Below are 25,188 nucleotides of genomic sequence, written 5' to 3'. Positions count from 1 at the left end.
GATGGTGCACCTCTGCTTCGTCTGCTCCGGCAACATCTGTCGTTCCCCGATGGCCGCGATGGTCCTCACCGAGCACCTGCGGCGCGCGGGCCTGATCGACCAGGTGCGGGTGACCAGCGCCGGCATCGGCCCGTGGCACATCGGCGAGCCGGCCGACCCGAGAGCGCTGCGCACGCTGGCCGACCACGACTACCCGACCAGGCACGTCGCCGCGCAGGTGACCGCCGAACACCTCACCGCCGACCTGCTGCTGGCCATGGACGCCGGGCACGAGGCCGCGCTGCGTGACCTGCTCGCCCACCAGGGCGACGCCGAGGACCGGATCCGGATGTTCCGCTCCTTCGACCCGGCCGCCAACGGTGACATCGACGGCGACCTCGACGGCGACCTCGACGTCCCCGACCCGTACTACGGCCAGGGCAACGGCTTCGACGAGGTGCTCGCCATGATCGAGGCCGCGATGCCCGGCCTGCTGGCCTGGGTCCAGGAGCACCTCGACCGATGACCGGGCCGGTGGCCAGGCTCACCGGCCTCGACGCGGTGGCCGAGACCGCGCTCGGCGGCGCGGCCAGGCGGGTCGACCTGGCGGACGGCTCGGTCGTGGTCGCCAAGCGGCACACCGAGGTCGGCGCCGTGCTCGCCGAGGTGGCCGGGCTGCGCTGGCTGGGCGCGGCCGGGGCGGTGCCGGTGCCCACCGTCCGCGCCAACGACGACCAGTGGCTGGTCACCGACTTCGTCGACCCGGCGCCGGCCTCCCCCGCCGCGGCCGAGGCTCTCGGCCGCGGCCTGGCCGGGCTGCACGCCAGTGGCGCGGCCGCGTTCGGCGCGCCCCCGCCCGGCGGCCCGGTCGACGCGTGGATCGGACTCGCGCCGATGCGCAACGAGACCGGCATGGACTGGCCGTCCTGGTACGTGCGGCACCGGGTGCTGCCCTACCTGCGGCTGGCGACCGACCAGGGCATCGACCTGCCCGACGTCGAGCGGGTGTGCGCGCGGGTCGACGAGTTGGCCGGGCCGGCCGAGCCGCCGGCGCGCCTGCACGGCGACCTGTGGAGCGGCAACGTTCAGTGGTCGGCCGGTGGCGCGTGGCTGATCGACCCGGCCGCGCACGGCGGGCACCGGGAGACCGACCTGGCGATGCTGTACCTGTTCGGCTGCGCGCACCTCGATCGGATCGTCGCCGCCTATGCCGAGACCGCGCCGCTGGCGCCCGGCTGGCGGGCGCGGATCCCGCTGCACCAACTGTTCCCGCTGCTGGTGCACACCGTGCTGTTCGGCGGTGGGTACGCGCGGCAGGCGGGCGATGCCGCCCGGGCCGCGCTGCGCGGATGACCCTGCCCTACCGTTGGGGGGTGCGTCTGCGGTTCCTGCTCCAGCCAGGGTGGTTGGCGTTGACGGCGGTGGTCATGCTGTTCGCCGTCGCGTGCTTCGCCGTGCTCGCGCCATGGCAGTTCGACCGGCACACCGAGCGGCAGGCGACCAACGAGGCGATCACCAGGTCGACGTCGGCGGACCCGGTGTCCATCGCGGACCTGCGGGAGCCGCCGACGCAGTGGCGGACGGTGACCGCGACCGGCACGTACCTGGTCGACGACGAGGTGGTCGCCCGGCTGCGCACGGTGCTCGGCGAGCCGGCCTTCGAGGTGCTGACCCCGTTCCGGCTGACCGACGGTGCCGTGGTGCTGGTCGACCGCGGGTATGTCCGGCCGGCGCAGGGCGTGGTGCCGGACTACGCGCCCGCGCCCTCGGGTGAGGTCACGGTCACGGCGCGGTTCCGGTCCGACGAGCGCGATCCTCGGGCCCGCGAGACGCTGCCGGGCCGGGACGGGCACGAGCAGGTGTACGCGGTGGACTCCCGGGCGGTGGCCGCGGCGACCGGGTTGACGATCCGGCCGGGGTATCTGGCGGCGACCGCGGACAGTCCCGGGGTGCTGGCGGCGTTGCCGTTGCCCGAGCTGGAGGCGGGGCCGTTCCTGTCCTACGCGCTGCAGTGGATCACCTTCGGGGTGATGACCCTGCTGGCGTGGCTGTACTTCACCTGGCGGGAGGTGCGGCCGGGTGGCGCGCTGGCGACGCCGAGAGGTTCGCCGCAGCGGCAGTCGGTTGCCCAGCAGATCGCCGAGGAGGAGGCCAGGGAGCGGGCCGCCAGCGGTCAGGTGTGACTCCCGGTAGCCCGTAACCAACTATAGTGGTTACATGACTGGCGGCACTCGGGTCCTCACCCATCACGACGGCCAGCGGTTCACCTTCGACCCTGGCAGCTTCGCGATGGAGCTGCTGCTCACCGGCGGCCCAGGACCGTACGCGATCTGGGAGATCCTGCACGAGCCCGCCGATCTGGCAAGCTGGCTGACCGAATCACGTCTGACCGCCACCGCGCCGCTCGCGGCCGCCGACTTCCACATCACCCCGGCCGACCTGGCCAGGATCCGGGAGTTCCGCGACTGCCTGTGGGGCGTGACCGAGGCCGTGATCCGCGGCGACCGGCCCGCCGACGCCGACCTGCTGGTGATCAACGACGGCGCCGCCCGCCGGCCCGTCCCCCTCCTCGACCCGGCGACGATGACCAGCACCTGGCGCACCCCGGTGCACGGCGACCAGGTCCTCGGCGCCGCCGCGGCGGACGCGATCGAGGTGCTGGCCGACGCGCCGCGCGGCCGGCTCCGGCAGTGCGCCGCGACGAACTGCCGCCTGGTGTTCGTGGACACGTCCCGGCCGGGCAACCGCCGCTGGTGCTCCATGCAACGGTGCGGCAACCGCGCCAAGGTCGCCGCCCACCGCACCCGCTCCTGAGCGACGAGGCGCCCGGCGAAGCCCTGAATGCCCCATTCGGGACGGTGAACGTCGCCAATGCCCCATTCAGGGCATCGCGGCCGGGGGCCGGGGCCCGGTTAGCGGCGGGAACGGAACAGGGCTGCCAGTGCGGCGAGCACCGTGGTCAGCCCGCCGACCACCCGGGACAGTTCCACCGCGCGGGTCACGTGCCCGGAGTCGGGCGTGCGGCCCTCGCCGAGTACCGGCCGTTCCTCGATCCCGTGCGCGTACGCCGTCCGCCCGCCGAGGCGAACCTCGAGCGCGCCCGCGAACGCCGCCTCCACCCGGCCGGCGTTCGGGCTCGGGTGCGCGGCCGCGTCGCTGTGCCAGGCCTGCCAGGCACCCCGCCACGAGCCGCCGACCACCGGCGCGCCGGCGACGGTCAGCGCCGCGGCCAACCGTGCGGGCAGCAGGTTCACCACGTCGTCCAGTCGCGCCGCCGCCCAACCGAACCGCCGGTAGCGCTGGTTGCGGTAGCCGACCATCGCGTCGAGGGTGTTCACCGCGCGGTAGCCGAGCAGCCCGGGCACCCCGGCCAGCGCACCCCACACCAGCGGCGCGACCACCGCGTCCGAGGTGTTCTCCGCAACCGACTCGACCGCCGCCCGCGCCAGCCCGTCGGCGTCCAGGGACGACGGGTCGCGCCCGCACAGGCTCGGCAGCCGCTCCCTGGCCGAGGCGATCTCGCCGCTGTCGAGCTCCCGGCCGATCGCCGCGCCCTCCACCGCGAGCGACCGGCCGCCGAGGACCAGCCAGGTGGCCACCGCGGTGGTCGCCGTTCGCACCACCGGCCGGCCGCGGCCGGCGCGTTCGGCCAGGATCCCGAGCGCGGTCACCCCGCCGCCGAGTACCGCGACGTGCACCACGCCGGCGAGCTTGTTGTCCCGGTAGAGCGTCTGTTCCACCCGCTGGGCCACCTTGCCGAAGCCGGCCACCGGATGCCCGCGCCGCGGGTCGCCGAACGCCCCGTCGGCGGCCACCCCGAGCAGCAGGCCGAACGCACGCGCCACGCCCACCACGTCACCACCCCCACCCAGCCCCGAACCGATTCCGGGTCACGCGAGCGACACGGTAGCGCCAAGCGTTGTGCGGCCGCGCACGGGCGCTGGTTGGATGCCAGGCATGTTGTTGGCGAGTAAGTATGGCGTGTTCAAACACCGGTACGAGCTGTCCGAGGACGACCAGCCAGTCACCGAGCTGGCCAATTTCCGGCGGGAGAGCTGCGAGTTCACGATCGACGGCGAGGCGCTGCGGGTGTCGCGGGAACGCAGCAAACGGTTCGTGTTCGAGGGGCCTCGTGGCCGGATCGCGAGCGCGGACCGGGAGTCCAGCAACCGGTGGGCGATCACGACCTCGACCGGAAAGTACGAGTTGGTGCGGCCGTCGTATTGGCGGTCGGCGTGGGAGTTGCGCCATGGCGACCGGTCGGTCGGGCGCATCGAGCCGGGGAAGGGGCTGTTCAACCGCACCTCGCAGGCCGACCTGTCGGCGGACCTGCCGATCGCGGTGCGGGTGTTCGCGTTCTACGTCGTGCTCATCCAGTGGCAGCGGGCCGCGGCGGCGGCCGCATCGCAGTCCGGGTCCTAGCCAGTCGTCGGCCCGCGTTGCCGCCGGCTCCTGGCCGCCGGACGAGCCACGAACACCCAGGCCCGCACCCGATGCGATCGCAAATCCACCCGCCACACGCCCACGCACCCGGCAAGGGGGACCCCTTGCTTCAAGACTAGTCGCGTGCACCGACAGTTCTGGACGGTCGACGTTGGACGGTCGACCCGACCACTGTCGACCGCACCGTCAGTGGTCGGCGAAGCGGCGGACCCAGCGGCGCTGCCACGGCGTCTCCACCGCGCGCCGGTGGTAGTTCCGCCTGGTCCATCCGACCGCGTCCGCCGGCGCCACTCCGGCGAGCACGGCCAGACACGCGACGACCGTCCCGGTCCGGCCGATGCCACCGCCGCAGGCCACCTCGACCCGCTCCCCCGCACCCGCCCGGCCATGCAACGCGCGGATCGCCGCGACCGCCTTCTCCGCGTCCGTCGGCACCCAGAAGTCCGGCCAGTCCAACCACTCGTGCGGCCACCCCGGCCGGTACTCCCGATGCTTGTTCCCCAGATACAGCGCCCGCTGCGGCGCCACCCCGGCCGGCTCCGGATTCCGCAACCCGCGCCCCCGCACCAGACACCCGTCCGGCAACCGGATCGCGCCGGGGAGCTGCTCAGCCATCGGCCCGCGCCCAGCCCTCGAGCATGATCCTGGCGATGGACGTCGGGCCGGGCAACCGCAGTCCCGGCACCTCGCCGCCGGCGTCAATGGCCGCCCGCACCCGCTGCCGGGACACCCAGTGCGCCTCCTCGATCTCGCCGTCCGCGGGCGACAACCGGGCCCCGCGCGGCGCGACCGCGGCGAACCCGATCATCACCGAGCGCGGAAACGGCCACGGTTGGCTTCCCAGGTAACGGATCCCGGCCACCTCGACGCCGACCTCCTCGGCGATCTCCCTGGCCACACACGCCTCCAGCGACTCACCGGCCTCCACGAAACCCGCCAGCACCGAGAACCGCTCCGGCGGCCACACCGGTTGGCGCGCGAGCAACACGTGCTCGCCGTTCACCTCGACGTCGTCGTGCACCAGGCAGATCACCGCGGGATCAGAACGCGGGTACTCCTCGCGCCCGCAGCCGGTACACCTGCTCGCCCAGCCGGCGTTGATCGGCTCGACCGCACTGCCGCACCTGGCGCAGTACCCGGCCCTGGCATGCCAGCTCGCGAGCGCCACCGCCGTGGTGAACAGCCCCGCCGACGTGTCGTCCAGCAGCGCGCCGACCGTGCGCAGGTCGTGCCACTGCTCGCCGTCGGCCGACGCCGCGCCGGTCCACCTGCCCCACGCGCTGTCCGGCGAGAGCACACCCTCGCGCAGTTCGGTCGCCCGCCGCAGCGCCCAGTGGCCGACGCCGTCGTACTCGCCGAGGAACCACGCGTCGACCGGCGCGTCGTCGGCCATCTCGACCGCCGGGCGGGTGGCCAGCCTCGTGGCGCCGTCGGCGACCGGGGTGCGGCCCTTCTCGTCGAGCAGCAGCACCCTGCCGGTCGTCCACAGCTTCGCCAGCCGTGCCTGGTCGGCCCGCACCTGCTCGCCTCGGTCCACTGTGGACCGAGAGAGCGTCGGCAAGCCGGGCAGTCCGAACGGCGCGCTCATGCCGATCGCATGCCGCCAAGGGCGGTCAGATACGGCAGTTGCGCCACGTCGCCGACGATCACGCCGGTGTAGCGCGGCGGGGAGTAGAACCGCAGCGCGGCCTCGGCGATCTGGTCGGCCGTCACCTCGGCGAGCCGGCCGGGGTGGGCCACCAGCCAGTCCATGCCGAGCCCGTAGGCGGCCAGCGCCGCCAGCTGGGAGGCGAGGCCCGTCTGCGAGCCGGTGGAGATCAGCAGCGAGCCGATCGCGTACCGGCGCACGGTGTCCACTTCGGACTCGGTGGGTGGTACGACACCCATCCGGCCCAGCTCGTAGCGCATCTCCAGCAGCGCCGGGGCGGTGACGCCGCTGGCCGTGTCGGACTCCACCAGCAGGGTCGCGCCGCTGCGCGTGAACTCCATCGAGGACCGGGCGTGGTAGGTGTATCCCTTGTCCTCGCGGATGTTCTCCACCAACCGCGAGGAGAAGAACCCGCCGAACACCAGGTTCGCCAGCTGCAGCGCGGGATACGCCGGATCGGTACGCGGGATCGCCTGCGCGGACAGCCGAAGCTGCGACTGCACGGCACCCGGCCTCGGCACGAACAGCAGCTCACCACCGGTCAGCGCCGGCAGGTCGGGCAGTTCGACGGCACTGCGGTCCGACACCCAGCCGGTGAACGCGGCCGCGATCCTGGACACCGCGTCGGCCGGCTCGATGTCGCCGACCAGCACCAGCAGCGAACCGCGCGGCAGCACCGCGGCCGCGTGCAGCGCCCGCACCTGCTCGGCGGTGACCACCGCGACGTCCTCGGCGTCCGGCATCTCCCTGGTGAACGGGTGGTCGCCGTACCGGTGGCGCTGCAACGCCTCGCGCGCGATCACGCTCGGCTGCGACCGGGCGACCGCGATCCGCTCGACCAGCCGGTCGCGCTCCCGGCCGACCTCGTCCGCGTCGTGCAGCGCACCGGTCAGGGTGTCGGCCAGCACGTCGAGCAGCGTGTCGAACCCGCTGGCCAGCGCGTTGCCGCTGATCGCGAGCCGCTCCGGGTCGACGCCGGCGTCCAGCTCACCGCCGACCAGTGCGAGGTCGGTGTCGATGGCCACCCGGTCGCGGCGCTCGGTGCCGGTGAGCAGCGTCGCGGTGAGCACCTCGGCGACGGCGGCATGGCTGGACTCGGTGCCGGCGAACGGGATCCGCAGCCGCAGCTCGACCATCGGCACCGTCGGCTGGTGCACCGCGATGACCCGCAGACCGTTGTCCAGCACGGTGTCCACAGCGGACAGTCCGGTCGCGGAGCGTTGCTCGCCGAGCGGTGGCAACGGACGCGGGCCGAGATCGGTGCGGCCGATCTCGGTCGCGGTACGGAAGCTGGTCACTTGTCTCCTCCTGCCGGGGTCACCGTGAGCACCGCGCGCGCGTCCGGCCGCAACGCCTTGGCCGCGGCGGCGACCGCGTCCGGCGTCACCGCCGAGATCCGGTCGGGCAGCTGGTGGACCAGGCCCGGGTCGCCGTAGAGCAGTTCGAGCGAGCCGAACGCGAGCGTGCGCGCGATCAGCCGGTCGTGCTCGCGGTGCAGGCCGGCCACCCAGCGAGCGGTCACCTTCGCGAGCTCCTGCTCACTTGGCGAGGTCGCGGCGAGCTTGTCCAGCTCCTCGTCGATCGCGGCGAGCACCCGCTGCTGGTCGACCTCCGGCGAGTGCACCGCGGTGACGATGAACGTGTCCGGGTCGCGCGCCTCGAACGGGCCGAACAGCCCGCAGGCGGCGTTGATGTCGGTGACCAGCGGCTCGCGGTGCAGCAGCCGCTGCCGCAGCCGGGAGCCGTCGCCCTCGGCGAGCACCGCGGCCAGCACCAGGTTGGCCAGGTAGCCGTCGAGCTCGTTGATCGGGTCGGGCATCCGGTAGCCGATGGCGAACGCCGGCAGCGGCGCGTGCGGGTCGAGGTGCTCCCCGCGCAGCTCGCTGGTGGGCGCCACCTCGGCGAACGACGGCCGTACCGGCGCCGGCCGGTGCGGCACGTCGCCGAAGTGCTTGTCGATCAGCTCGGTGGCCTGCTCGACGGTGACGTCGCCGGCGACCGTGAGCACCGCGTTGGCCGGCGCGTAGTAGGTGTCGAAGAACTGCGCGCAGTCGTTCAGGTCGGCCTGCTCCAGCTCGGTGAAGTCGCCGTAGCCGTTGTGCGCGTTGGGGAAGGTCTGGTAGAGCACCGGCGGCAGCAGGATCCACGGGAACCCGCCGTACGGCCGGTTCAGCACGTTGAGCCGGATCTCCTCCTTGACCACGTCGACCTGGTTGCGCAGGTTCTCCTCAGTCAGCTTGGGCGCGCGCATCCGGTCGGCCTCGAGGAACAGCGCGCGCTCCAGCGCGGCCGATGGCAGCACCTCGAAGTAGTCGGTGTAGTCCGGGTGGGTGGACCCGTTGAACGTGCCGCCGGAGGACTGCACATGCCGGAAGTGGGCGAGCTTCTCCAGGCTCTCACTGCCCTGGAACATCAGGTGCTCGAAAAGGTGCGCGAAGCCGGTCCGTCCCTGCGGTTCGGAGCGGAAGCCGACGTCGTAGTGCACGCTCACGCCGACCACCGGAGCGGTCGGGTCCGGCGCGACCACCACCCGGAGCCCGTTGGGGAGCGTGAACCTGTTCAGCTCGGTTACTGGCATGCCCGCATGCTACGTGGAGACGTCACCGAAGCTGGCCGGAGGCGGCGAAGACCGCGTCCAGCTCACGGAGGAAGCCGGGGAAGGCCGCGACGTCGCCCTCGTACCAGTAAAGCCGGTCCAGGTCGGCGAAGTGGGCCAGCCAGCCGGCCGACTCACCGAGCACCACGGCGTAGGGCAGCGAGCGGGACAGCACCATCTCCCGGTCGGCCGCCGGCACGGCCGACACGTCCCCCCGCAGGAAGCCGAGCAGCCCGCGCACCTGCGCCACCAGCGTGCTGCCGCGCCGGGTCCGCGCCGGCATCAGCCGGGCGCCGACGGTCAGCCCGAGCCCGCCGGCGACCACCGCGAGCCCGAGCAGCGCGTGCCCGACGGTGAGCGCGAGCACGACCGTCACCGCGGCGCCGGCCACCGCGAGCAGCACGCCGGCCAGCACCCAGCGGGTGCGCTCGTGGTCGGGCCTGCGGGTGAACCAGTCGTGGCGGACCATGCCGGCGTAGAGGTCCTCGCGCACCGGGGTGAGGTCGACCGCGCGCTGCCGCAGCGCCGAGAGCGCCACCTCGTCCCGGTCGGCGAGCAGTGCGGTGTAGACGGCGCGTTCGTAGCCGGTGAGCGCGTCGTCGGCGGGGTTGCGGCGGCGCAGCAGCCAGCCAGCGCCCGCCTGGTGGATGGACAGGTAGTTGCGGACCGCGAGGTCGACCACGGTCGCGGTCACGTCGGCGACGTCGACGTGCTCGTCGATCACGGTGCCGACCTCGCCGGGCAGGACCCCGTCCGGGGAGGCGAACGCGACCCGGCCGCCCTCGTCGACCAGCAGGTCGACCGGGCCGACGTCGGCGGCCATGGCCCTGGTGTCGCGGCCGCGGGCGAGCCAGAGCAGGGCGAAGCCGCCGATCAGGACCAGGGCGAGGATGCCGAGGCCCAGACCGGAGACGGTGGTCAGCGCGAACGCGCTCGGGGTGGCCGCGGCGTCGAACCGGGCGTTGGCCGCGACCGTGGCCGGCGGGATGGTCACCTGCAGGTCGACCCGCTCGCCCGCCGGCAGGTCGGGCTGGACGACCCGCAGGACCTGGCCGTGGTCGGTGATGGCGGACGCGCAGGGGGTGTCCGAGCCCTGGCTGCCGGCGCGGCAGACGACCTCGCTCGGCGGGGCGGGCGCGGCGAACGACGCGCGCACCTGGCGTAGGGCGGCGTCCCAGCCGCTGGCCAGCTGCCAGCGGACTTCCTGGTGGCCGGCGGTGTCCACCACCGCACCGTCCACTGTGTACTTGACGGTGGTGATCCCGGCCGGCATGCGCAGGATCAGCTCGTCCCGGGTGATCTCGGCGGAGCCCTCGCCGTTGACGGTGACGTCGTGGACGGTGAAGACGCGCTCGCGGTCGCCTGCCTGGATGCGTAACGGGGCGCGGCGGGTCAGCTGCTCACGGCCGTGCACGAAGACCTGTTCGGAGACCGAGAGGCGGCCGTCGCGCTCGAGCTTGATGGCGAGGTTGACGCTCTGCGGGACGACCCGGTTCGGGGCCGGGCTCGAGCTGGGTGGGGGCTCGGTGCTGGCGTCCGGGACGGGGAAGTCGAGAGTCGGCTCGTCCGGTGGTGGTGGCGGAGTCGGTTGCGCGACAGCGAGTACGACCGCTGCCGCGGCCGCGGCCCCCCACTTCGCCAACACGCCTGCGGAGGATAGTCCAGTGGCCATATGCTCACCGCCAGTCTGGCGGGCGACGGTGTTGGGGGGACGCGGGAATGAGTCAGCCACCACCCGAACCGTGGCGGCCGACCGGGCCGCTGCCGCCGCCTCGGGTGCGTCCGCTGCCACCTGGTCCGGTGGCCGGTCCCCGGCCGGGGGCGCATGCCGGTCCGCCGCCTGGTCGGCCTGGCGGGGCCGGTTGGGATGGGCCGCGGCAGGGATCCGGCGGTTGGCCAGGCCAGCCACCCACGGCAGGCCAGGGTCAACCCGGCGCCGCGTGGCAGAACCAGCCGCCAGCAACCGGCCAGAGCCAGCAACCTGGCGGATGGCCGAACCAGCCACCCGCACCTGGGCACGCCGCCGGCCACAGTCAACAACCCGGCCAACAACCGGGCCACCAACCCGGCCAGCCCTGGCCACCCGGCCCGCCGCCGGCAACCGGTCGACGTCCACCGCCAGGCCAGCACCAGCCACCCTGGCACGGGCCCCCGCCCAGCCAACTCCCGCCCAGCGCCGGACAGTGGCCGCCAGGCCGGTCGCTCCCCGGCCAGCCGCCCCCGCAAACGTTTGCTCCCCACTCCCCGCCCTGGCTGGAGCGCTACCCCGGCCATCCCGGCGTCCTACACCCCCGCCCGAAGTCCAACTCCGGCCCGCTCCTGGCCACCGTGCTCGTCGCCGTCCTCCTGGTGACCGTCGGCATGATCGGGTTCCTCTCCCTCAACGACCGCGAGACCCCGGTCGCCGACGTCGGCTACGACGAGCCCGCCACGACCACCGCCGACCAGACCAGCAGCAGCACCACCACGACGACCACGACCACCACCGAGGAACAACCCAACCGCGACGAGCCGGCCCCCACGCAGGACACCTCCCCGCAGAACGCCCCGCAGGGCCCCCGCCCCGTCCAGACCCTCGGCGACAACCCGCTGTTCGCCGGCGACAACGGCACCCCGGAGATCACCTGCGAACTCGCCCCCTGGGACACCTCCCCGCAGGGCGCGGCCGCCTTCTTCACCAGCGCCCTCCCGTGCCTGGACGCCGCCTGGGCCCCGGTGATGCAACGCGCCAACCTGCCGTTCTTCCCACCCGGCATCCAGTTCCCGGAAGGCACCGACTGGTCGAGCCCGTGCGGCGCGGTGTCCGGCGGCTCCGGCGCGGTCGCCGCCTTCTACTGCGGCGAGAACAACACCCTCTACATGCCCTTCGCCGGTCTGCAGACCGAGATGTACGGCCCGCACCCCGGCGTCTACCTCGCAGTCCTGGCACACGAGTACGGCCACCACGTCCAGGCCATGAGCGGCGTGCTCGACGCCTACGCCCAGGCCCGCTACGACGCGGGCGTCGACTCCGAAGCCGGCCTCGAGCTCTCCCGCAGGCTCGAGTTACAGGCCCAGTGCCTGTCGGGCATGTTCTTCGCCGCGACCTACTCCCGTGGCTCGGTGGACGACGTCATCCTCGACGAGGCCCGCACCAGCCAGGACCGGGGCGACCACAACCCGAACGCTCCCCGCGACCACGGCACCGACGCGCACGCCTCCGCGTGGTGGGAGCAGGGCGCGCAGAAGAACCGCACCTATCAGTGCAACACCTGGCTGTCGCCGGCGGCCGACGTCGGCTGACCTGGCGCGCGGCGGAGCAGACAGACATAGCCAGCGCCCGCCCCGCACGCGGTCAGCAACAGCAGCGTGCTCACCCCGGCGGTCGGCGCGCCGTCGCCGACGGCGGCCTGCGCGGCCCGGACCTCGGTGTTCGCACCGGCTTCCCCTGGCGGCACGGTGATCTCCACCAGCTCGCCCTCCGCGTGCCCGCAGCCGTCGAAGCGGGCCTCCCGATCCTTGCCGGCCTGGCGGAACTGGACCCGCTCGCCGGCCCCCGAGTCGTCGCACGGCGCGTTGGCCATCACGGTCGCCGTCACCCGCGTGCCCTGCTCGATCGGCGCCGAGAAACCGGTCAGCCCCACCAGGTTCGCCACCGCGGTGACCACCACGGCGAACAGGAGCACCCCGGCTCCGACCGCCGCCAACCGAAGGTGTCCGGGTGGTACCCGCACACCGGAGATCCGCACCGGATGATGGTCGCAGATCCCCGCAACGGGTCACACCTCAGTCAGGGTCGCTCGCCGGGGTGATCTTCTTGACGTACAACAGCCGGTCGCCGGGCTCCATCGCGTCCACGTCCGGGTGATCCACCCGGTGCAGCTTCCCCTCGCGGACGACGCCGAGCACGATGTCGGACAGGTGCCGGGGCGACCCGCCGACCTCGGCCCGTTCGACGTCGCGCTCGGCGATCGCCAGGCCGGACTCCGGCGTGATCAGGTCCTCGACCATGTCGACGACCGTCGGCGTGTGCGTGGCCATGCCCAGCAGCCGCCCGGCGGTCTCGCTGGACACCACCACCGAGTTCGCCCCCGACTGGCGCAGCAGGTGCACGTTCTCGGCCTCGCGCACGGCCGCCACGATCCGCGCCTTGGGCGCCAGCTCGCGCGCGGTCAGCGTGACCAGCACGGCCGAGTCGTCCCGGTTCGCGGCCACGACCACCGCCCGCGCCCTGGGCACTCCGGCCACCCGCAGCACGTCCGAGCGCGTGCCCGACCCGTGCACGGTCACCAACCCGAGCACCGACGCCGCCTCGAGCATCGCCTGATCGGTGTCCACCACGACGATCCGTTCCGGCTCGACACCGTCGGACAGCACCGAGCTGACAGCCGACCGCCCCTTGGTGCCGTACCCGACGACCACCACGTGATCGCGCACCTTCGACCTCCATCGTTGCAGCTTGAACGCCTGGCGGGAGCGCTCGGTGAGCACCGCCAGGGTGGTCCCGACCAGCACGATCAGGAACAGCACCCGCAGCGGCGTGATCACCAGGATGTTGACCAGTCGCGCCGTCTCGCTGACCGGGGTGATGTCGCCGTAGCCCGTGGTCGACAGGGACACCGTCGCGTAGTAGAAGCAGTCGAGCAGCGACAGCCCGTCGCCGTTGCCGTCGCGGTAGCCGTCGCGGTCGAAGTAGACCAGCAACACGGCCGCGATCAGGGCGACGAACGCCCAGACCACCCGGCGCACGATCGAGGTGATCGGGCCGACCGAACTCTCCGGCATGCGGATCACGCCGACCAGCGAATGGTCGGGCCTGCCGGTCAGCGAGTCAGGCCCCATCCGGCCGCGCAGCTTGCGCGCCAACCTGCGTCCCCGCTCGTCTTGGCTGGTCACGGGCGGAGCGTAACCAGGGGGCCGACCGCCGCTCGCACGAGGGGCTCAGTTGACCGGGACCGTCTGGAGCAGCGCGCGGATCCCTTCGGCGGTAAGCAGATCCGCCGGCCGCAGGGTGTGGTCCTGGCGCACGTAGTGGAAGGCGGCGCGCACGTCGGCCACCTCGATGCCGCAGATGCTCGCCCACGCCAGCCGGTAGGCGGCCAGCTGCACGGTCAGCGCGCGCAGCTCGTCGTCGTGCGGCAGCACGCCGGTCTTCCAGTCGACGACCGTCCAGCCGCCGTCCGCGTCGGCGAACACCGCGTCCATCCGGCCGCGCAGGGAGATCCCGGCCACGTCACAGGTGAACGGCACCTCCACCTCGTGGGGCACCCGGTTGGCCCACGCGCAGGCGAGGAAGGCGTCCTTGAGCCCGTCGAGGTCGTCGTCCGGCGCGGCACCGGCGTCGGCCGAGCCGGGCAGCTCGTCGAGGTCGAGCAGCGCGCGCGAGCCGAAGCGCTTCTCCAGCCAGGCGTGGAATGCCGTGCCCCGTCTGGCGGTCGGGTTCGGCGGGAATGGCAGCGGCCGGCGCAGCCGCCTGGCCAACGCGTCGGGATCCCTGGCCAGCTCGACCAACTGCACGACCGACATCGACGCCGGCAGCGTCACCTGCTCGTGCCCGGCGGCGGCCTGCGCGCGTTCGGCCAGCAGCACGTCGGTGTCGGCCTCCCAGCCGTCCTCGTCCTCGTCCAACATGGACAGTTGGGTCACCCCGTCGTGCAGCGCGGCCAGCTCGGCGCGCACCAGTTCCGCGCCCACGCGGACGTCGTCCCGGCCGAGCGCCAGCGGATCGGTCGGCCAGGTCGCCGTGCGGTCGGCGTTGGCCAGCGGGTTCTCCTCGTCCTCCTTCGGCGGTGGGGCGAGCTGCTCGACCACGGCCACCTCATCGTCCATTGTGGACACCTGGTCGGCGATCTCGGTGAAGAAGTCCGACGGGCCCTTGGGTTTCGCGCCGGTGCGGCCCCACCAGTGCGCGGACACCAGCAGCGTGCGCTCGGCCCTGGTCAGCGCGACGTAGCACAGCCGGCGCTCCTCGACGAGATCCCGCTCGGCGAACTCCTCCGCGTGCCGGGTCAGCTCCTGCTCGACCTCCTTGCGGTTGGCCGCGCCGTCGAGGTTGAGCACCGGCAGATCGGCGGCGTCGCCGCGCAGCGCCGCCGGCAGCTGGGTGACCGCGCGCAGCCAGGACGAGGTGCGCTTGCGGCTGGGGAACACGTCGGTCACCAGGTGGGGCACCGCGACCACCTGCCACTCCAACCCCTTGGCGGAGTGCACGGTCAGGATCTGCACCCGGTCCTCGGCGACCTCGACCTCACCCGGCTCCAGGCCGTCCTCGGCGGCCTCGGCGGCGGCCAGGTAGTCCAGCAGCGCCGCCAGGCTCGCCGACGGGCTGGTCTGCGCGTAGTCCGACACCACGTCGGCGAACTTGTTCAGGTGCGCCCGGCCCGCGCCGCCCGGCCGGGCCTTGGCCTCGACGTCGAGCAGCATCACCCGCTCCACCTCGGCCACCAGCTCGGGCAGCGGCTGGTCGAGCCGGCGGCGCAGCCCGCGCAGCTCGGCGCCAAGGGCGCGGATGCGCCGGTAGCCCTCCGGCGAGTAGCTCGCCGCGTCGCCGGGGTCGTCGACCGCGTCCACCAGCCCGGCCTGCTCGGCGCCCTCGCCCGGCACGGTGTCGATCAACGCGCCCGCGCTCTCGGTGGTCTGGAACGCCTGGCCGAGCTCGGCGGCCCGCCGCCACAGCGCGGCCAGGTCGGCGGCGCCGAGCCGCCAGCGCGCGCCGGTGATCACCCGCGCGGCCGCGGTGCCGGCGAGCGGGTCGATCAGCACCCGCAGCGCCGACACCAGGTCGCGGACCTCCGGCTCGTCGAGCAGCCCGCCGATGCCGACCACCTCGACCGGCAGCCCGCGCTCGCGCAGCGCGGCGGCCAGGTCGGTCATGTCCGCGCGCCGGCGCACCAGCACCGCGGCCGTCGGCGGGGTGCCGGTGTCGGCGACCGAGGTCTGCCAGCGTTCGGCGATCCGGTCGGCCACCCAGCTGATCTCGGCCTCGGCGTCGGGCAGCAGCGCGCAGCGCACGTCGGCCTGCCCGGCGTGGTCGGGCGCACGCAGCTCGTCGACCTCGATGCCGGCCGCGCGCAGCGGCGCGGAGATCGCGTTGGCCAGCGCGAGCACCGCCGGCGGGTTGCGGAAGCTGGTGAGCAGGCCGTAGCGGGTCGCCGGGCGGTAGGTTCCGTTGTCCCGCTTAGGGAAGTCGGTGGCGAAGCGGGGCAGGTTGGCCGCGCTCGCGCCGCGCCAGCCGTAGATCGCCTGTACCGGGTCACCGACCGAGGTGACCGGCACCGGGTCGCCGTCGGCACCGCCGAACAGCGAGCGCAGCAGGATCCGTTGTGCGTGCCCGGTGTCCTGGTACTCGTCGAGCAGCGCCGCGCCCCAGCGGTCCCGCTCGCCGCGCACGACCTCGGGGTAGCCGGCCGCGAGCCGGGCGGCCAGCGCCATCTGCTCGGCGAAGTCCAGCGCGCCCGCGCGCCGTTTCTGTTCGGCGTAGGCGGCGACCAGTGGCCGCAGCGCGATCCGGAACCGTTGGGTGGCAACGACTTCGCGGAGGTCCTGGGACAGCTCGGCGCGTTGGCGGGGGGCGCGGGGGGCGTTCTCGATGGCCGCGCAGACGTGTTCGGCGTAGGCGACCAGGGCGTCCTCGTCGACGAGGTGTTCGGCCAGCTCGCCAGCCAGGTCGAGCAGGTAGCGGGTCACGGTCACCGGGACGCGGTCGGTTTCCAGGTCCTTGGTCCAGGTGGACACCACGCGGTGGGCGAGCTGCCAGCAGGCGGTCACGGTGAGCAGGCGCGCGCCCGGCTCGACCGGCAGCCGCAGGCCGTGTTCGGCGACCAGGCGGCCGGCGTAGGCGTGGTAGGTGAGCACGGTCGGCTCGCCGGCGTACAGCGCGGCGAGTCGTTCGCCGCTGGGGTCGATCCTGGCGAGCAGGCCGGAGCCGGCCAGCCGGCGCAGCCGGGCGCGGACGCGGTCGGCGAGTTGGCGGGCGGCCTTGCGGGTGAAGGTCAGCCCGAGCACCCGGTCCGGGGTGACCAGTCCGTTGGCCACCAGCCAGACCACGCGCGCGGCCATGGTCTCCGTCTTGCCCGCGCCCGCACCCGCGACCACCAGCGCGGGCTCCACCGGCGCCGCGATCACCGCCACCTGCTCATCGGTAGGCGCCGGCAACCCCAACTCCGCCGCCAACAACCGCGGACTGACCACCTCAGTCACCGGCCCCCCTCCCCCGCCCGCTGTCCCGTGCAGCGAAGGGTCCCTTCGCTGCGCTGGGTGCAGCGAAGGGACCCTTCGCTGCGGTTCACCGGGGTCACTCGGTCACCTGGCGGCCGCTGGGGTTGACCGGGCAGGTGAAGCGGACCGGGCAGCGGGCGCAGTCGGGGTTCTGGCTGGCGGTGTAGTCGGGGCCGACGCTGGCGGCGGCGGCTTCGGCGACCACGCCGGTCCAGTGTTTGACACCGGCGTCGTCGACCGGGTCCTGGCGGCGTTCGGTGGCGTGGGTCTTGCGGTTGGCCTTGGACACGTACAACAACCGTGCGCCGCCGGGCTCCCGGTCCAGCCCCAGCTCGGTGAACGCGCCGTAGGCGGCGGCGAGCTGGTAGACGGCCAGCTGCGGGTGTTCCCGCGCGTCGTCGGCGCTGACCGGCGTCCGGCCGGTCTTCACGTCCACGATCACCGCCCGGCCGTCGGCGTCGACCTCCAGCCGGTCGATCCGGCCCTTGATCCGCACCGGCGGCTCGGTCTCCGGCAGGTCGACGCCGAAGCCCTGCTCCACCGCGACCTGCTTCAGCTCGTCACGCGAGGCCCGCAGCCAACCCATGAACGTGTCCATCATCGCGTGCAGGCGCGCCCGCTCCCGGCGGGAGAACCACGGCGCACCGGCGTCCACCGCGTCCCACGCGCGGTCCAGCTCCGCGCGCAGCCGCACCTCGTCCGCGCCGTCGGCGGCCGCCTGCGCCAGCGCGTGCACCAACACCCCGGTGATCGACGCCAGCTCGGCCGGATCGGAGCCGCCGTGCCGCTCCACCATCCAGCGCAACGGACACTTGGCCAGAACCTCCACAGTGGACGGTGAGACCGCCACCCGCTCGCCGACCGGCAACACCGGGTCCATACTGGACAGTTCGGGAAGTCCGTACCAGACATCGGGTGCCGCGCCCGGCACGCCGACATCGGCCAGTCTGGCGAGCTGGCGGGCCGCGCGCCGGCGACGCTCCGGCGACGAGGTGCCGTCACACACCGCGCGCCGCAGCTCACCCACCAGGTCGGCGAGCACCAGCGCCCGCTGCGACCGGTCGAGGCCGCCCGCCCTGGCGGTGTCCTCGATGTCCCCGCCGGCCAGCTCGGCCAGGAACCGCGACGGCTGCTCGTCCTCGCCCCGGATGGCCGACAGCAACAACGTCTGCCGCGCCCGGCTCGCGGCCACCAGCAACAGCCTGCGCTCCTCGGCGAGCAACGGCGCCTTCTGCGACACCTCGGCCTCGTCCACCCCGGCCAGATGGTCGGTCAGCCGTTCGACCCCGAGCAGCGACCCGCGCAGCCGCAGATCCGGCCAGGTGCCCTCCTGCACGCCGAGCACCGCCACGACCGTCCACTCACGACCGACCGCCGCGTGCGCGGTGAGCACCGCGACCGCCTCGCCGCGCTGCGCGGACGGGGCCAGCGTGTCCCCCACGATCCGTTGCGCGGCAAGGAACTCCGCGAACCCGGTGACGCCGGCGCCCGGCAGCCGGTCGGCGTAGCGGGCGGCAGCGTGGAACAGCCCGACGATCGCGTCCAGATCCCGGTCCGCCTGCGCGCCAAGGGTGCCCCCGCGCTGCGACTGGGCGACCCAGCGGCCCTCCAGGCCACTCTGCTGCCACACCAGCCACAAAATCTGCTCGACGCCGGCGTTCTCGGCGATGGCCGCCCGCGCGGTCGCCAGCAGCCCGGCGATCCGCCGCACGCTCGCCGCCTCGGCGTCGGCCAGCGCGGCCAGCGTGTCGTTGTCGTTGAGCACCTCGACGAGCAGCTCGTCGCTCGGCCGGTCCCGCCCGGCGGCCAGCTCGAGCCGGCGCAGACCACGGCGCAACCGGCGCAGGGCCAACGGATCCGCGCCACCGAACTGACAGGACAACAGCAGCTCGGCCCGTGCGGGGTCGAGCAGGTGCGGATTCGCCGCCACCCGCAGCAGTTCGAGCAGCGGCCGCACGGCGGGCTGTCTGGCCAGCGGCACCTCGTCGGCGTCGGTGACCACCGGCACGCCGGCGATCGACAACGCGCGCGCCAGCACCGGGATCGCCAACGCGGCCGAGCGGACCAGGATGGCCATCTCCGACCACGGCACCCCGTCGATCAGGTGCGCCCGCCGGAGCTGGTCGGCGACCCAGGCGGCCTCGGCGGCGTCGGTGGCGTGCAGCCGGATGTCGACGCGGCCGTCGTCGGCCGGCGGCTCGTCCTGGTCGAGCGTGAGCCGCTGGGGTGCCAGGCCGGGCAGCCGGGCGGCGAGGCGGGCGACGGCCTGGCGGATCGCGGGCGCGAGCCGATGGCTGGTGCGCAGCACGATCGTGCCGCCGTCGGGCTGGGTGTCGGCCAGCAGGCGCGGATCGGCGCCGCGGAAGGAGAACACCGCCTGGTCCGGGTCCCCGGCGAGGACGAACTCCTTGGCCGCGAAGCCGAGCTGGGCCAGCAGCCGGTACTGCAGCGGGTCGAGGTGCTGGGCGTCGTCGACGAGCAGGTAGCGGACCCGGTCGCGTTCACTGGCCAGCAGCTCCGCGTCGGTCTCGAAGGCGAGCAGCGCGCTCGCGACGAGCTCGGCGGCGTCCAGCGCGGGGGCCGACTCCTGGGCCAGCGCGCTGTCCGCGGCCCCGGCCAGCAGCGTGACCTGTTCGTACTGCTGGGCGAAGCGGCCGGCGGCGACCCACTCGTCGCGCCGGTTGGCCCGCCCGACGCGGACCAGGTCCTCCGGGCCGAGCCCGCGTTCGGCCGCGCGCAGCATCAGGTCGCGCAGCTCCTCGGCGAACCCGGGGACGGCGAGCGCGGGCACCAGCCGCTCCGGCCAGTAGCCGGGCTCGTCCTCGATGTCGCCCGCGAGCAGCTCCCGCACGACCGCGTCCTGCTCGGGCCCGGACAGCAGGCGCGGGCCGGGCACGTCGCGCATGGCGGCGTGCAGGCGCAGCACGGCGAAGGCGTAGGAGTGCACGGTGCGCACCAGCGGTTCGCGGGCCGTGCGCAGCTCGTCACCCTCGGTGAGCCGGGTGGTGATGGCGGCCCGGATGTCGGTCGCCGCCCGGCGGTTGGCGGTGATCACCAGAAGTTGCTCGGGGTCGACGCCGCCGCGCAGGATCCGGTCGGCGGCGACCTCGGTGAGCAGGGTCGTCTTGCCGGTGCCCGGACCGCCGAGTACCCGGACGAACCCCTCGGCGCCGTCCAGCACGCGCTGGGCGGCGGCGTCCCACCGGGCGGGGGGCCGAGGTGGCACCGGCCGGCGAACCAGCCGGGGAGCCTTGGTCACCACGCGGACGATGAAAACACGGCGGGCGGGGATGGCCGGCACCGGCACGCCGTCGGGGTGGGGACAATGCGGTGTGGACGAAGAGATGCACGAGCGGATGCGGGATGTCATTTCGTCGATTCCCGCTGGCCGGGTGGCCTCCTACGGCGACATCGCGGCCATGGCGGGCGCCCCGAGCCCCCGGTTGGTCGGCCGCGTCCTCGGCGAGGACGGCCACGACCTGCCCTGGCACCGGGTCCTCCGCTCGAACGGCACCCCCGCCCCGCATCTGGCCCACCGCCAACTGGAACTACTCCGCGCAGAAGGCGTCCTCGCCGACGGCCAACGCGTCAACATGCGCACCTACCGCTGGCGCCCCTGACCCGCGAGTCCAACCGTCCCGACACGCGAGTTCAACATTCCCGACAAGCGGTCGCGCGCGTCGATGTGTCGGGAGCGTTGGACTCGCGTGTTCGGAGCGTTGGGCTCGCGGGGCGGGAGCGTTGGGCTCGCGAGGTAGCGGGCGATGGTGGTGGCGATGACCTGGGGGTGGGGGCCGAGGGGTGCGGCGACGGTGGTGGCGGGGGTGGCGCGGGCCAGGCGGTGGAACAGGCCGGGGGCGAGCAGCCAGGAGGCCACGGCCCAGCCGGGGCGGACCATCTCGGCGATGGTGGGGGTGCCGGTGGCGTAGCCGACGCGGACCTCGACGCCGGTGCGGTTGGCCAGCAGGGTGGCGGCCGTGGCGATGTCGGCACGGGCGCGGGGGTCGGTGGAGCCGGCGGCGGCCAGCACGATCGGCTCGCCGTGCCAGCCTGCCTCGCGGAGGCGGTCGGCGGCGGCGGCGACCAGGGCGGGGTCCGGGCCAAGGGCGGGGGTGAGGGTGGCCCGGCCGGCGATCTGGGCCGGCAGGTCGACGCGGACGTGGTAGCCGTTGGCCAGGAAGGCGGGCACGACGACCGTCGGGCCGTCGAGGGTGTCCAGGGCCGCGGCCACGGACGGCTCGCGGACATCGGCGTAGGCGACCTCGACCCGCACGCCGGGCAGCCGGGCCAGCACACCGGCCGCGATGTCGGCCACCACCAGCGCGCCCACCGGGTCGCGGGTGCCGTGCGCGGCGAGCAGCAACGTGGTCACGGGTTCGGCACCGCCAACCGGTAGCCGCGCTTCACGACCGTCTGCACCAGCGCGGTCGAGCCAAGCGCCGAGCGCAGCCGGCCGACGGTGGTCTCCACCGCGTGCTCGTCGACCGCGTCCGCCCGCCCGGAATGCCGGCGCAGCACGGCACCGAGCACCGGCCGGGGCAGCGTCGTGCCCGGACTCTCCGCCAGCGCCCGCAGTACCGCCATCGGCGCCGGCGGGACCGGGCGCAGCTCGCCGTCGACCAGCGCCGCCTGCCCGCGCAGCTCCAGCGTGCTCGCGCCGGCCATCACCCGGACCGCCCGCGCCGGCAGCGCCACCGCCAACTCCCGCACCAGCGCACCGATCCGCGCCCGTTCCGGCTGCACCACTGGGATCCCGGCCCGGGTGAGCGGACCGGCGGTGATCGGCCCGACGCACACGGCCAACACCTTGCAGCGCAACGACTCCACCAGCGGGTCGAACCGCCCGCCGCGCTGGGCGGCACGCAGCAGGCTGGCCGCGGCGGGCGCGCTGGTGAAGGTGAGCGCGTCCACCCCACCGGCGAGCACCGCGTCCAGCAACCGCTCCAACGGCACCGGGTCGACCGGCGTCGTCCACCGGTACACCGGGATCTCCAGCACGTCCGCACCGGCGGCCCGCAGGGTGTCCACGAAGTCGCGCACCGGTTCCCCGTGCAGCTGCACCGCGATCCGCCGACCCTCCACTCCGGACTCGAGCAGGTACTCCAACACCTCGGCGTTGGACTCCGATCCGGGCGCCCACCGCTCGACCAGACCGGCCGCGCGCACCGCACCCTTGGCCTTCGGGCCCCTGGTCAACAGGATCGCCGCGCCGAGCGTGGCCCGCAGGTCCTCACCGAGCCCCCAGCCCTCGGCCGCCTCCACCCAGCCGCGGAACCCGATCCCGGTGGTGGCCACCACGACGTCGGCCGGCTCGTCGAGCAGGCTTCTGGTGACCCGCAACAGATCCACGTCGTCGGCCAGCGGCACGATGCGGATCGCCGGGCCGTACACCACGCTCGCGCCTCTGCGCCCCAGGAGCGCGCCGAGCTCGTCGGCCCGCCGGGCGGCGGTCACGCCGACCGTGTACCCGGCCAGCGGGGCGACGGCGGGGACCGGCGAGTCGGTCACGGAGACTCCACCACGACCCGACCGGCCTCCACGCGCACCTGGTACACCCGCACGGTCACCGCGCGGTCCTCGACACACTCCCCGGTCCGTAACTCGAAGTGCTGCTTGTGCATGGGCGAGGCCACCACCGGCACCCCGCGCAGGTCGCCGACGATGCCCCGGGAGAGCACCGCCGCCCTGCTGTAGGGGTCGATGTTCGACAGCGCGAACACCTCCCCCACCGCCGTCCGGAACACCGCGACCTGTTCCCCGTCCGGCAACAGCGCCGCCGCGCCCCGGTCGGGCAACAGCTCCGTCAGCTCGCACACCACGGTCGCACTGGTCATCGGCCGATCACCTCCGGTACTCCGAGCAGGACCGGCACCCGCTGCCCCCGCTCCTCGCGGAAGGTCACCGTCGGGTCGGGGGTGCCGGGCGCGTTGACGAACGAGGTGAACCTGGCCAGCTTCTCCTGGTCCTCGAGCACCCCGCGCCATTCGTCCGAATAGGACTCGACGTGACTTGCCATGGCGGCCTCCAGGTCCGCGCAGATGCCGAGGCTGTCGTCCACGATCACCGCGCGCAGGTGGTCCAGCCCGCCGTCCATCGCCGCCAGCCAGGCGGACGTGCGCTGCAGCCGGTCGGCGGTGCGCACGTAGAACATCAGGAACCGGTCGATCAGCCGGACCAGCCGCTCGGAGTCCACATCGGACACGAGCAGCTCGGCGTGCCGGGGGCTGAACCCGCCGTTGCCGCCGACATAGAGGTTCCAGCCGTGCTCGGTGGCGATCACGCCGAAGTCCTTGCTCCTGGCCTCCGCGCATTCCCTGGCACAGCCGGAGACACCGGCCTTGAGCTTGTGCGGCGAGCGCAGCCCTCGGTAGCGCAGCTCCAGCTCGATCGCCATCCGCACCGAGTCCTGCACGCCGTAGCGGCACCAGGTACTGCCCACACAGGACTTGACCGTGCGCAACGCCTTGCCGTACGCGTGCCCGGACTCGAAGCCGGCGTCGACCAGTCGCCGCCAGATCACCGGCAGGTCCTCCACCGTGGCGCCGAACAGGTCGATCCGCTGCCCGCCGGTGATCTTGGTGTACAGCCCGAAGTCCCGTGCCACCTCGGCGATCACCATCAGCTTGTGCGGGGTGATCTCGCCACCGGGGATCCGGGGCACCACCGAGTAGGTGCCGTTGCGCTGGATGTTGGCCAGGAAGTGGTCGTTGGTGTCCTGCAACGCCGCCTGCTCGCCGTCGAGCACGTGCCCGCCGCCAAGCGAGGCCAGCATCGAGGCCACCGCCGGCTTGCAGATGTCGCAGCCGCGGCCGGTGCCGTGCCTGGCGATCAGCTCGCTGAAGGTGCGCACCCCGGTGGAGCGCACCACCTCGAACAGCTCGACCCGGCTGTGGGTGAAGTGCTCGCACAGTGCCGTCGACTGCGCCACCCCGGCGTCGGCCAGCAGCTGTTTGAGCATCGGCACACACGAGCCGCAGCCGGTGCCGGCCCTGGTGCACGTCTTGAGCGCCGGCACATCCACACAGCCGTCGGCGATCGCGTCGTCGATGGCCGCCCTGGTCACCGCCTGGCATGAGCAGACCTGCGCGTCGGCGGGCAGCGAGCCGGCGCCCAGCGTCATCCCGGCGGGCGCGAGCAGCGCGGCCGGGTCGCCGGGCAGCGGGCGGCCGACCATCGGGCGCAGCGCGGCGTAGGCGGACGCGTCGCCGACCAGCACGCCGCCGAGCAGCGTGCGCGCGTCGTCGGAGAGCACGAGTTTCTTGTACGAGCCGGAGACCGCGTCGTTGAGCACCACCTCGAGCGCGCCCTCCGCCGTGGCGTGCGCGTCGCCGAAGCTCGCCACGTCGACCCCGAGCAGCTTGAGTTTGGTCGAGGTGTCGGCCTCGGCGAAGGTGGCCGAGCCGCCGAGCAGCCGGTCGGCGACCACCTCGGCCATCGCGTAGCCGGGCGCCACCAGGCCGTAGACCCGCCCGTCGACGCAGGCGCACTCGCCGATCGCCAGCACGTGCGGATCGCTGGTGCGGCAGGCGGTGTCCACGGCCACCCCGCCGCGCGCGCCGAGGTTGAGCCCGGCCGAGGCGGCGAGCGCGTCCCGGGGCCGGATGCCGGCGGCGAACACCACGAGGTCCACGTCCAGCTCGGTGCCGTTGCCCAGCTTGGCCAGCAGCCGCGCACCGTCCTGTTCGACGGCGGCGGTGCCGGTGCCGGCGTGCACGGTCACGTCCAGGTCGGTGATCAGCCGTCGCAGCAGCGCGCCGCCGCCCTCGTCGACCTGCACCGGCATCAGCCAGCTGGCCAGCTCGACGACGTGCGGGGACATGCCCATGTCCCGCAACGCCTTCGCCGCCTCCAGCCCGAGCAGCCCGCCGCCGACCACCAGCGCCGCCCGCCGCCCGCGCGCCGTCCTGGCCGCGAACGCCCGGATCCCGTCCAGGTCGTCGATGGTCCGGTACACGTGGCAGCCCGGCAGGTCGTGGCCGGGAACCGGTGGCACGAACGGATAGGAGCCGGTGGCCAGCACCAGCGCGTCGTAGCCACGCACCAGCCCGCTCGCGGCGGTCACCGTGCGCGCGGCCCGGTCGACCGCGACCACCGGGTCGCCAAGGTGTACCTCGACGTCCTGGTCGTGGTCGGCCAGCCGCAGCGTCGCGTCGTCCCAGGTGTCCACATAGGACGTCAGGGCCACCCGGTCGTAGGCTGGCCTGCGTTCCTCGCCGAACACCACGACCCGCCACTGCCCGGCACGGTCCCGTTCCCGCAGCGAGCTGACCAGGCGGTGCCCGACCATCCCGTTGCCGACCACGACGAGTGTCCGTGCCATGTGTCC

Annotated in this window: 21 protein-coding genes; 7 read left to right on the top strand and 14 right to left on the bottom strand. The window is 73.9% G+C overall.

Annotated elements, in window-relative coordinates; genetic code table 11:
- Position 1: 1 nt before the first annotated feature.
- From ACYVIP_RS19355 to ACYVIP_RS19340, 4 genes are read left to right on the top strand one after another with little or no spacing between them, the layout of a single operon-like run.
- A complete protein-coding gene (locus ACYVIP_RS19355; protein WP_460398140.1) occupies positions 2 to 505 on the top strand; it encodes a low molecular weight protein-tyrosine-phosphatase in 504 nt (167 codons plus the stop codon).
- Positions 502 to 1,332 (top strand): fructosamine kinase family protein, encoded by an 831-nt coding sequence (locus ACYVIP_RS19350; RefSeq protein ID WP_460398138.1) that lies wholly within the window; start codon positions 502 to 504, stop codon positions 1,330 to 1,332. The genes ACYVIP_RS19355 and ACYVIP_RS19350 overlap by 4 nt, the downstream gene beginning before the upstream one ends.
- 20 nt (positions 1,333 to 1,352) lie before the next feature.
- A complete protein-coding gene (locus ACYVIP_RS19345; protein ID WP_460398136.1) occupies positions 1,353 to 2,162 on the top strand; it encodes an SURF1 family cytochrome oxidase biogenesis protein in 810 nt (269 codons plus the stop codon).
- A gap of 34 nt (positions 2,163 to 2,196) precedes the next feature.
- A complete protein-coding gene (locus tag ACYVIP_RS19340; protein ID WP_460398134.1) occupies positions 2,197 to 2,793 on the top strand; it encodes a CGNR zinc finger domain-containing protein in 597 nt (198 codons plus the stop codon).
- Between the two features lie 98 nt (positions 2,794 to 2,891).
- Here the strand turns inward: ACYVIP_RS19340 and ACYVIP_RS19335 are convergent, their stop codons facing one another.
- Positions 2,892 to 3,830: a cobalamin biosynthesis protein gene (locus ACYVIP_RS19335; RefSeq protein ID WP_460398132.1), complete on the bottom strand. Its 939-nt coding sequence runs from the start codon at positions 3,828 to 3,830 to the stop codon at positions 2,892 to 2,894.
- A gap of 106 nt (positions 3,831 to 3,936) precedes the next feature.
- On the opposite strand from ACYVIP_RS19335, the gene ACYVIP_RS19330 reads away from it, so the two are divergent.
- Positions 3,937 to 4,401 (top strand): hypothetical protein, encoded by a 465-nt coding sequence (locus ACYVIP_RS19330; protein WP_460398130.1) that lies wholly within the window; start codon positions 3,937 to 3,939, stop codon positions 4,399 to 4,401.
- A gap of 207 nt (positions 4,402 to 4,608) precedes the next feature.
- Here ACYVIP_RS19330 and ACYVIP_RS19325 read toward each other — a convergent pair whose 3' ends face one another.
- Genes ACYVIP_RS19325 through ACYVIP_RS19305 form a run of 5 tightly spaced genes read right to left on the bottom strand, consistent with a single transcriptional unit; the run spans position 4,609 to position 10,311 of the window.
- Positions 4,609 to 5,037, bottom strand: a complete 429-nt coding sequence (locus tag ACYVIP_RS19325; RefSeq protein WP_460398128.1) for a protein-tyrosine phosphatase family protein — start codon at positions 5,035 to 5,037, stop codon at positions 4,609 to 4,611.
- A complete protein-coding gene (nudC, locus tag ACYVIP_RS19320) occupies positions 5,030 to 6,010 on the bottom strand; it encodes an NAD(+) diphosphatase (protein WP_460398126.1) in 981 nt (326 codons plus the stop codon). The genes ACYVIP_RS19325 and nudC overlap by 8 nt, the downstream gene beginning before the upstream one ends.
- On the bottom strand, positions 6,007 to 7,368 hold the full coding sequence (locus ACYVIP_RS19315) for a M16 family metallopeptidase (RefSeq protein ID WP_460398124.1): 1,362 nt from the start codon (positions 7,366 to 7,368) through the stop codon (positions 6,007 to 6,009). The genes nudC and ACYVIP_RS19315 overlap by 4 nt, the downstream gene beginning before the upstream one ends.
- The gene (locus ACYVIP_RS19310; RefSeq protein ID WP_460398122.1) at positions 7,365 to 8,648 is read right to left on the bottom strand and encodes a M16 family metallopeptidase; all 1,284 of its coding nucleotides are present in this window, start codon (positions 8,646 to 8,648) and stop codon (positions 7,365 to 7,367) included. The genes ACYVIP_RS19315 and ACYVIP_RS19310 overlap by 4 nt, the downstream gene beginning before the upstream one ends.
- Before the next feature lie 22 nt (positions 8,649 to 8,670).
- Positions 8,671 to 10,311 carry a DUF2207 family protein gene (locus ACYVIP_RS19305; protein WP_460398120.1) on the bottom strand — a complete coding sequence of 547 codons (1,641 nt, stop codon included), beginning with the start codon at positions 10,309 to 10,311 and terminating at the stop codon, positions 8,671 to 8,673.
- Positions 10,312 to 10,994: 683 nt separating this feature from the next.
- On the opposite strand from ACYVIP_RS19305, the gene ACYVIP_RS19300 reads away from it, so the two are divergent.
- A complete protein-coding gene (locus ACYVIP_RS19300) occupies positions 10,995 to 11,948 on the top strand; it encodes a neutral zinc metallopeptidase (protein WP_460398118.1) in 954 nt (317 codons plus the stop codon).
- Here the strand turns inward: ACYVIP_RS19300 and ACYVIP_RS19295 are convergent.
- The 4 genes from ACYVIP_RS19295 to ACYVIP_RS19280 all read right to left on the bottom strand — a co-directional run bounded on the left by ACYVIP_RS19295 (position 11,906) and on the right by ACYVIP_RS19280 (position 20,121).
- Positions 11,906 to 12,394 carry a hypothetical protein gene (locus ACYVIP_RS19295; RefSeq protein WP_460398116.1) on the bottom strand — a complete coding sequence of 163 codons (489 nt, stop codon included), beginning with the start codon at positions 12,392 to 12,394 and terminating at the stop codon, positions 11,906 to 11,908. The two genes, ACYVIP_RS19300 and ACYVIP_RS19295, sit on opposite strands and share 43 nt — an antisense overlap.
- A gap of 37 nt (positions 12,395 to 12,431) precedes the next feature.
- The gene (locus ACYVIP_RS19290) at positions 12,432 to 13,487 is read right to left on the bottom strand and encodes a potassium channel family protein (RefSeq protein WP_460398242.1); all 1,056 of its coding nucleotides are present in this window, start codon (positions 13,485 to 13,487) and stop codon (positions 12,432 to 12,434) included.
- Between the two features lie 99 nt (positions 13,488 to 13,586).
- Entirely contained in the window at positions 13,587 to 16,844 is a 3,258-nt protein-coding gene (locus tag ACYVIP_RS19285) for a UvrD-helicase domain-containing protein (RefSeq protein ID WP_460398114.1), read from the bottom strand.
- Between the two features lie 94 nt (positions 16,845 to 16,938).
- Entirely contained in the window at positions 16,939 to 20,121 is a 3,183-nt protein-coding gene (locus ACYVIP_RS19280; protein ID WP_460398112.1) for an ATP-dependent helicase, read from the bottom strand.
- Between the two features lie 73 nt (positions 20,122 to 20,194).
- Between ACYVIP_RS19280 and ACYVIP_RS19275 the strand changes: the two genes are divergently transcribed.
- Entirely contained in the window at positions 20,195 to 20,482 is a 288-nt protein-coding gene (locus tag ACYVIP_RS19275; protein WP_460398239.1) for an MGMT family protein, read from the top strand.
- On the opposite strand, the gene ACYVIP_RS19270 is transcribed toward ACYVIP_RS19275, so the two are convergent.
- Genes ACYVIP_RS19270 through nirB form a run of 4 tightly spaced genes read right to left on the bottom strand, consistent with a single transcriptional unit; the run spans position 20,464 to position 25,182 of the window.
- Positions 20,464 to 21,234 carry a sirohydrochlorin chelatase gene (locus ACYVIP_RS19270; protein ID WP_460398110.1) on the bottom strand — a complete coding sequence of 257 codons (771 nt, stop codon included), beginning with the start codon at positions 21,232 to 21,234 and terminating at the stop codon, positions 20,464 to 20,466. The genes ACYVIP_RS19275 and ACYVIP_RS19270 overlap by 19 nt on opposite strands.
- Positions 21,231 to 22,370 (bottom strand): uroporphyrinogen-III synthase, encoded by a 1,140-nt coding sequence (locus ACYVIP_RS19265; RefSeq protein WP_460398108.1) that lies wholly within the window; start codon positions 22,368 to 22,370, stop codon positions 21,231 to 21,233. Before ACYVIP_RS19265 ends, ACYVIP_RS19270 begins: the two co-directional genes overlap by 4 nt.
- Positions 22,367 to 22,696: a nitrite reductase small subunit NirD gene (gene nirD / locus ACYVIP_RS19260; RefSeq protein ID WP_460398106.1), complete on the bottom strand. Its 330-nt coding sequence runs from the start codon at positions 22,694 to 22,696 to the stop codon at positions 22,367 to 22,369. Before nirD ends, ACYVIP_RS19265 begins: the two co-directional genes overlap by 4 nt.
- A complete protein-coding gene (nirB, locus tag ACYVIP_RS19255) occupies positions 22,693 to 25,182 on the bottom strand; it encodes a nitrite reductase large subunit NirB (RefSeq protein WP_460398104.1) in 2,490 nt (829 codons plus the stop codon). Before nirB ends, nirD begins: the two co-directional genes overlap by 4 nt.
- Positions 25,183 to 25,188: the final 6 nt, after the last annotated feature.

The sequence above is a fragment of the Actinophytocola sediminis genome, assembly GCF_054779715.1.
Note: the sequence above shows the minus strand (reverse complement) of the source record. Positions and strands in the feature narration are given on the sequence as shown.

Bases quoted from the DNA above. Each gene is read 5' to 3' on its own strand.
- ACYVIP_RS19340 (WP_460398134.1), top strand. From the start codon at position 2,197: ATGACTGGCGGCACTCGGGTCCTCACCCATCACGACGGCCAGCGGTTC.
- ACYVIP_RS19350 (WP_460398138.1), top strand. From the start codon at position 502: ATGACCGGGCCGGTGGCCAGGCTCACCGGCCTCGACGCGGTGGCCGAG.
- ACYVIP_RS19290 (WP_460398242.1), bottom strand. From the start codon at position 13,487: ATGGGGCCTGACTCGCTGACCGGCAGGCCCGACCATTCGCTGGTCGGC.
- nirB (WP_460398104.1), bottom strand. From the start codon at position 25,182: ATGGCACGGACACTCGTCGTGGTCGGCAACGGGATGGTCGGGCACCGC.
- ACYVIP_RS19355 (WP_460398140.1), top strand. From the start codon at position 2: ATGGTGCACCTCTGCTTCGTCTGCTCCGGCAACATCTGTCGTTCCCCG.
- ACYVIP_RS19325 (WP_460398128.1), bottom strand. From the start codon at position 5,037: ATGGCTGAGCAGCTCCCCGGCGCGATCCGGTTGCCGGACGGGTGTCTG.
- ACYVIP_RS19330 (WP_460398130.1), top strand. From the start codon at position 3,937: ATGTTGTTGGCGAGTAAGTATGGCGTGTTCAAACACCGGTACGAGCTG.
- nirD (WP_460398106.1), bottom strand. From the start codon at position 22,696: ATGACCAGTGCGACCGTGGTGTGCGAGCTGACGGAGCTGTTGCCCGAC.
- nudC (WP_460398126.1), bottom strand. From the start codon at position 6,010: ATGAGCGCGCCGTTCGGACTGCCCGGCTTGCCGACGCTCTCTCGGTCC.
- ACYVIP_RS19310 (WP_460398122.1), bottom strand. From the start codon at position 8,648: ATGCCAGTAACCGAGCTGAACAGGTTCACGCTCCCCAACGGGCTCCGG.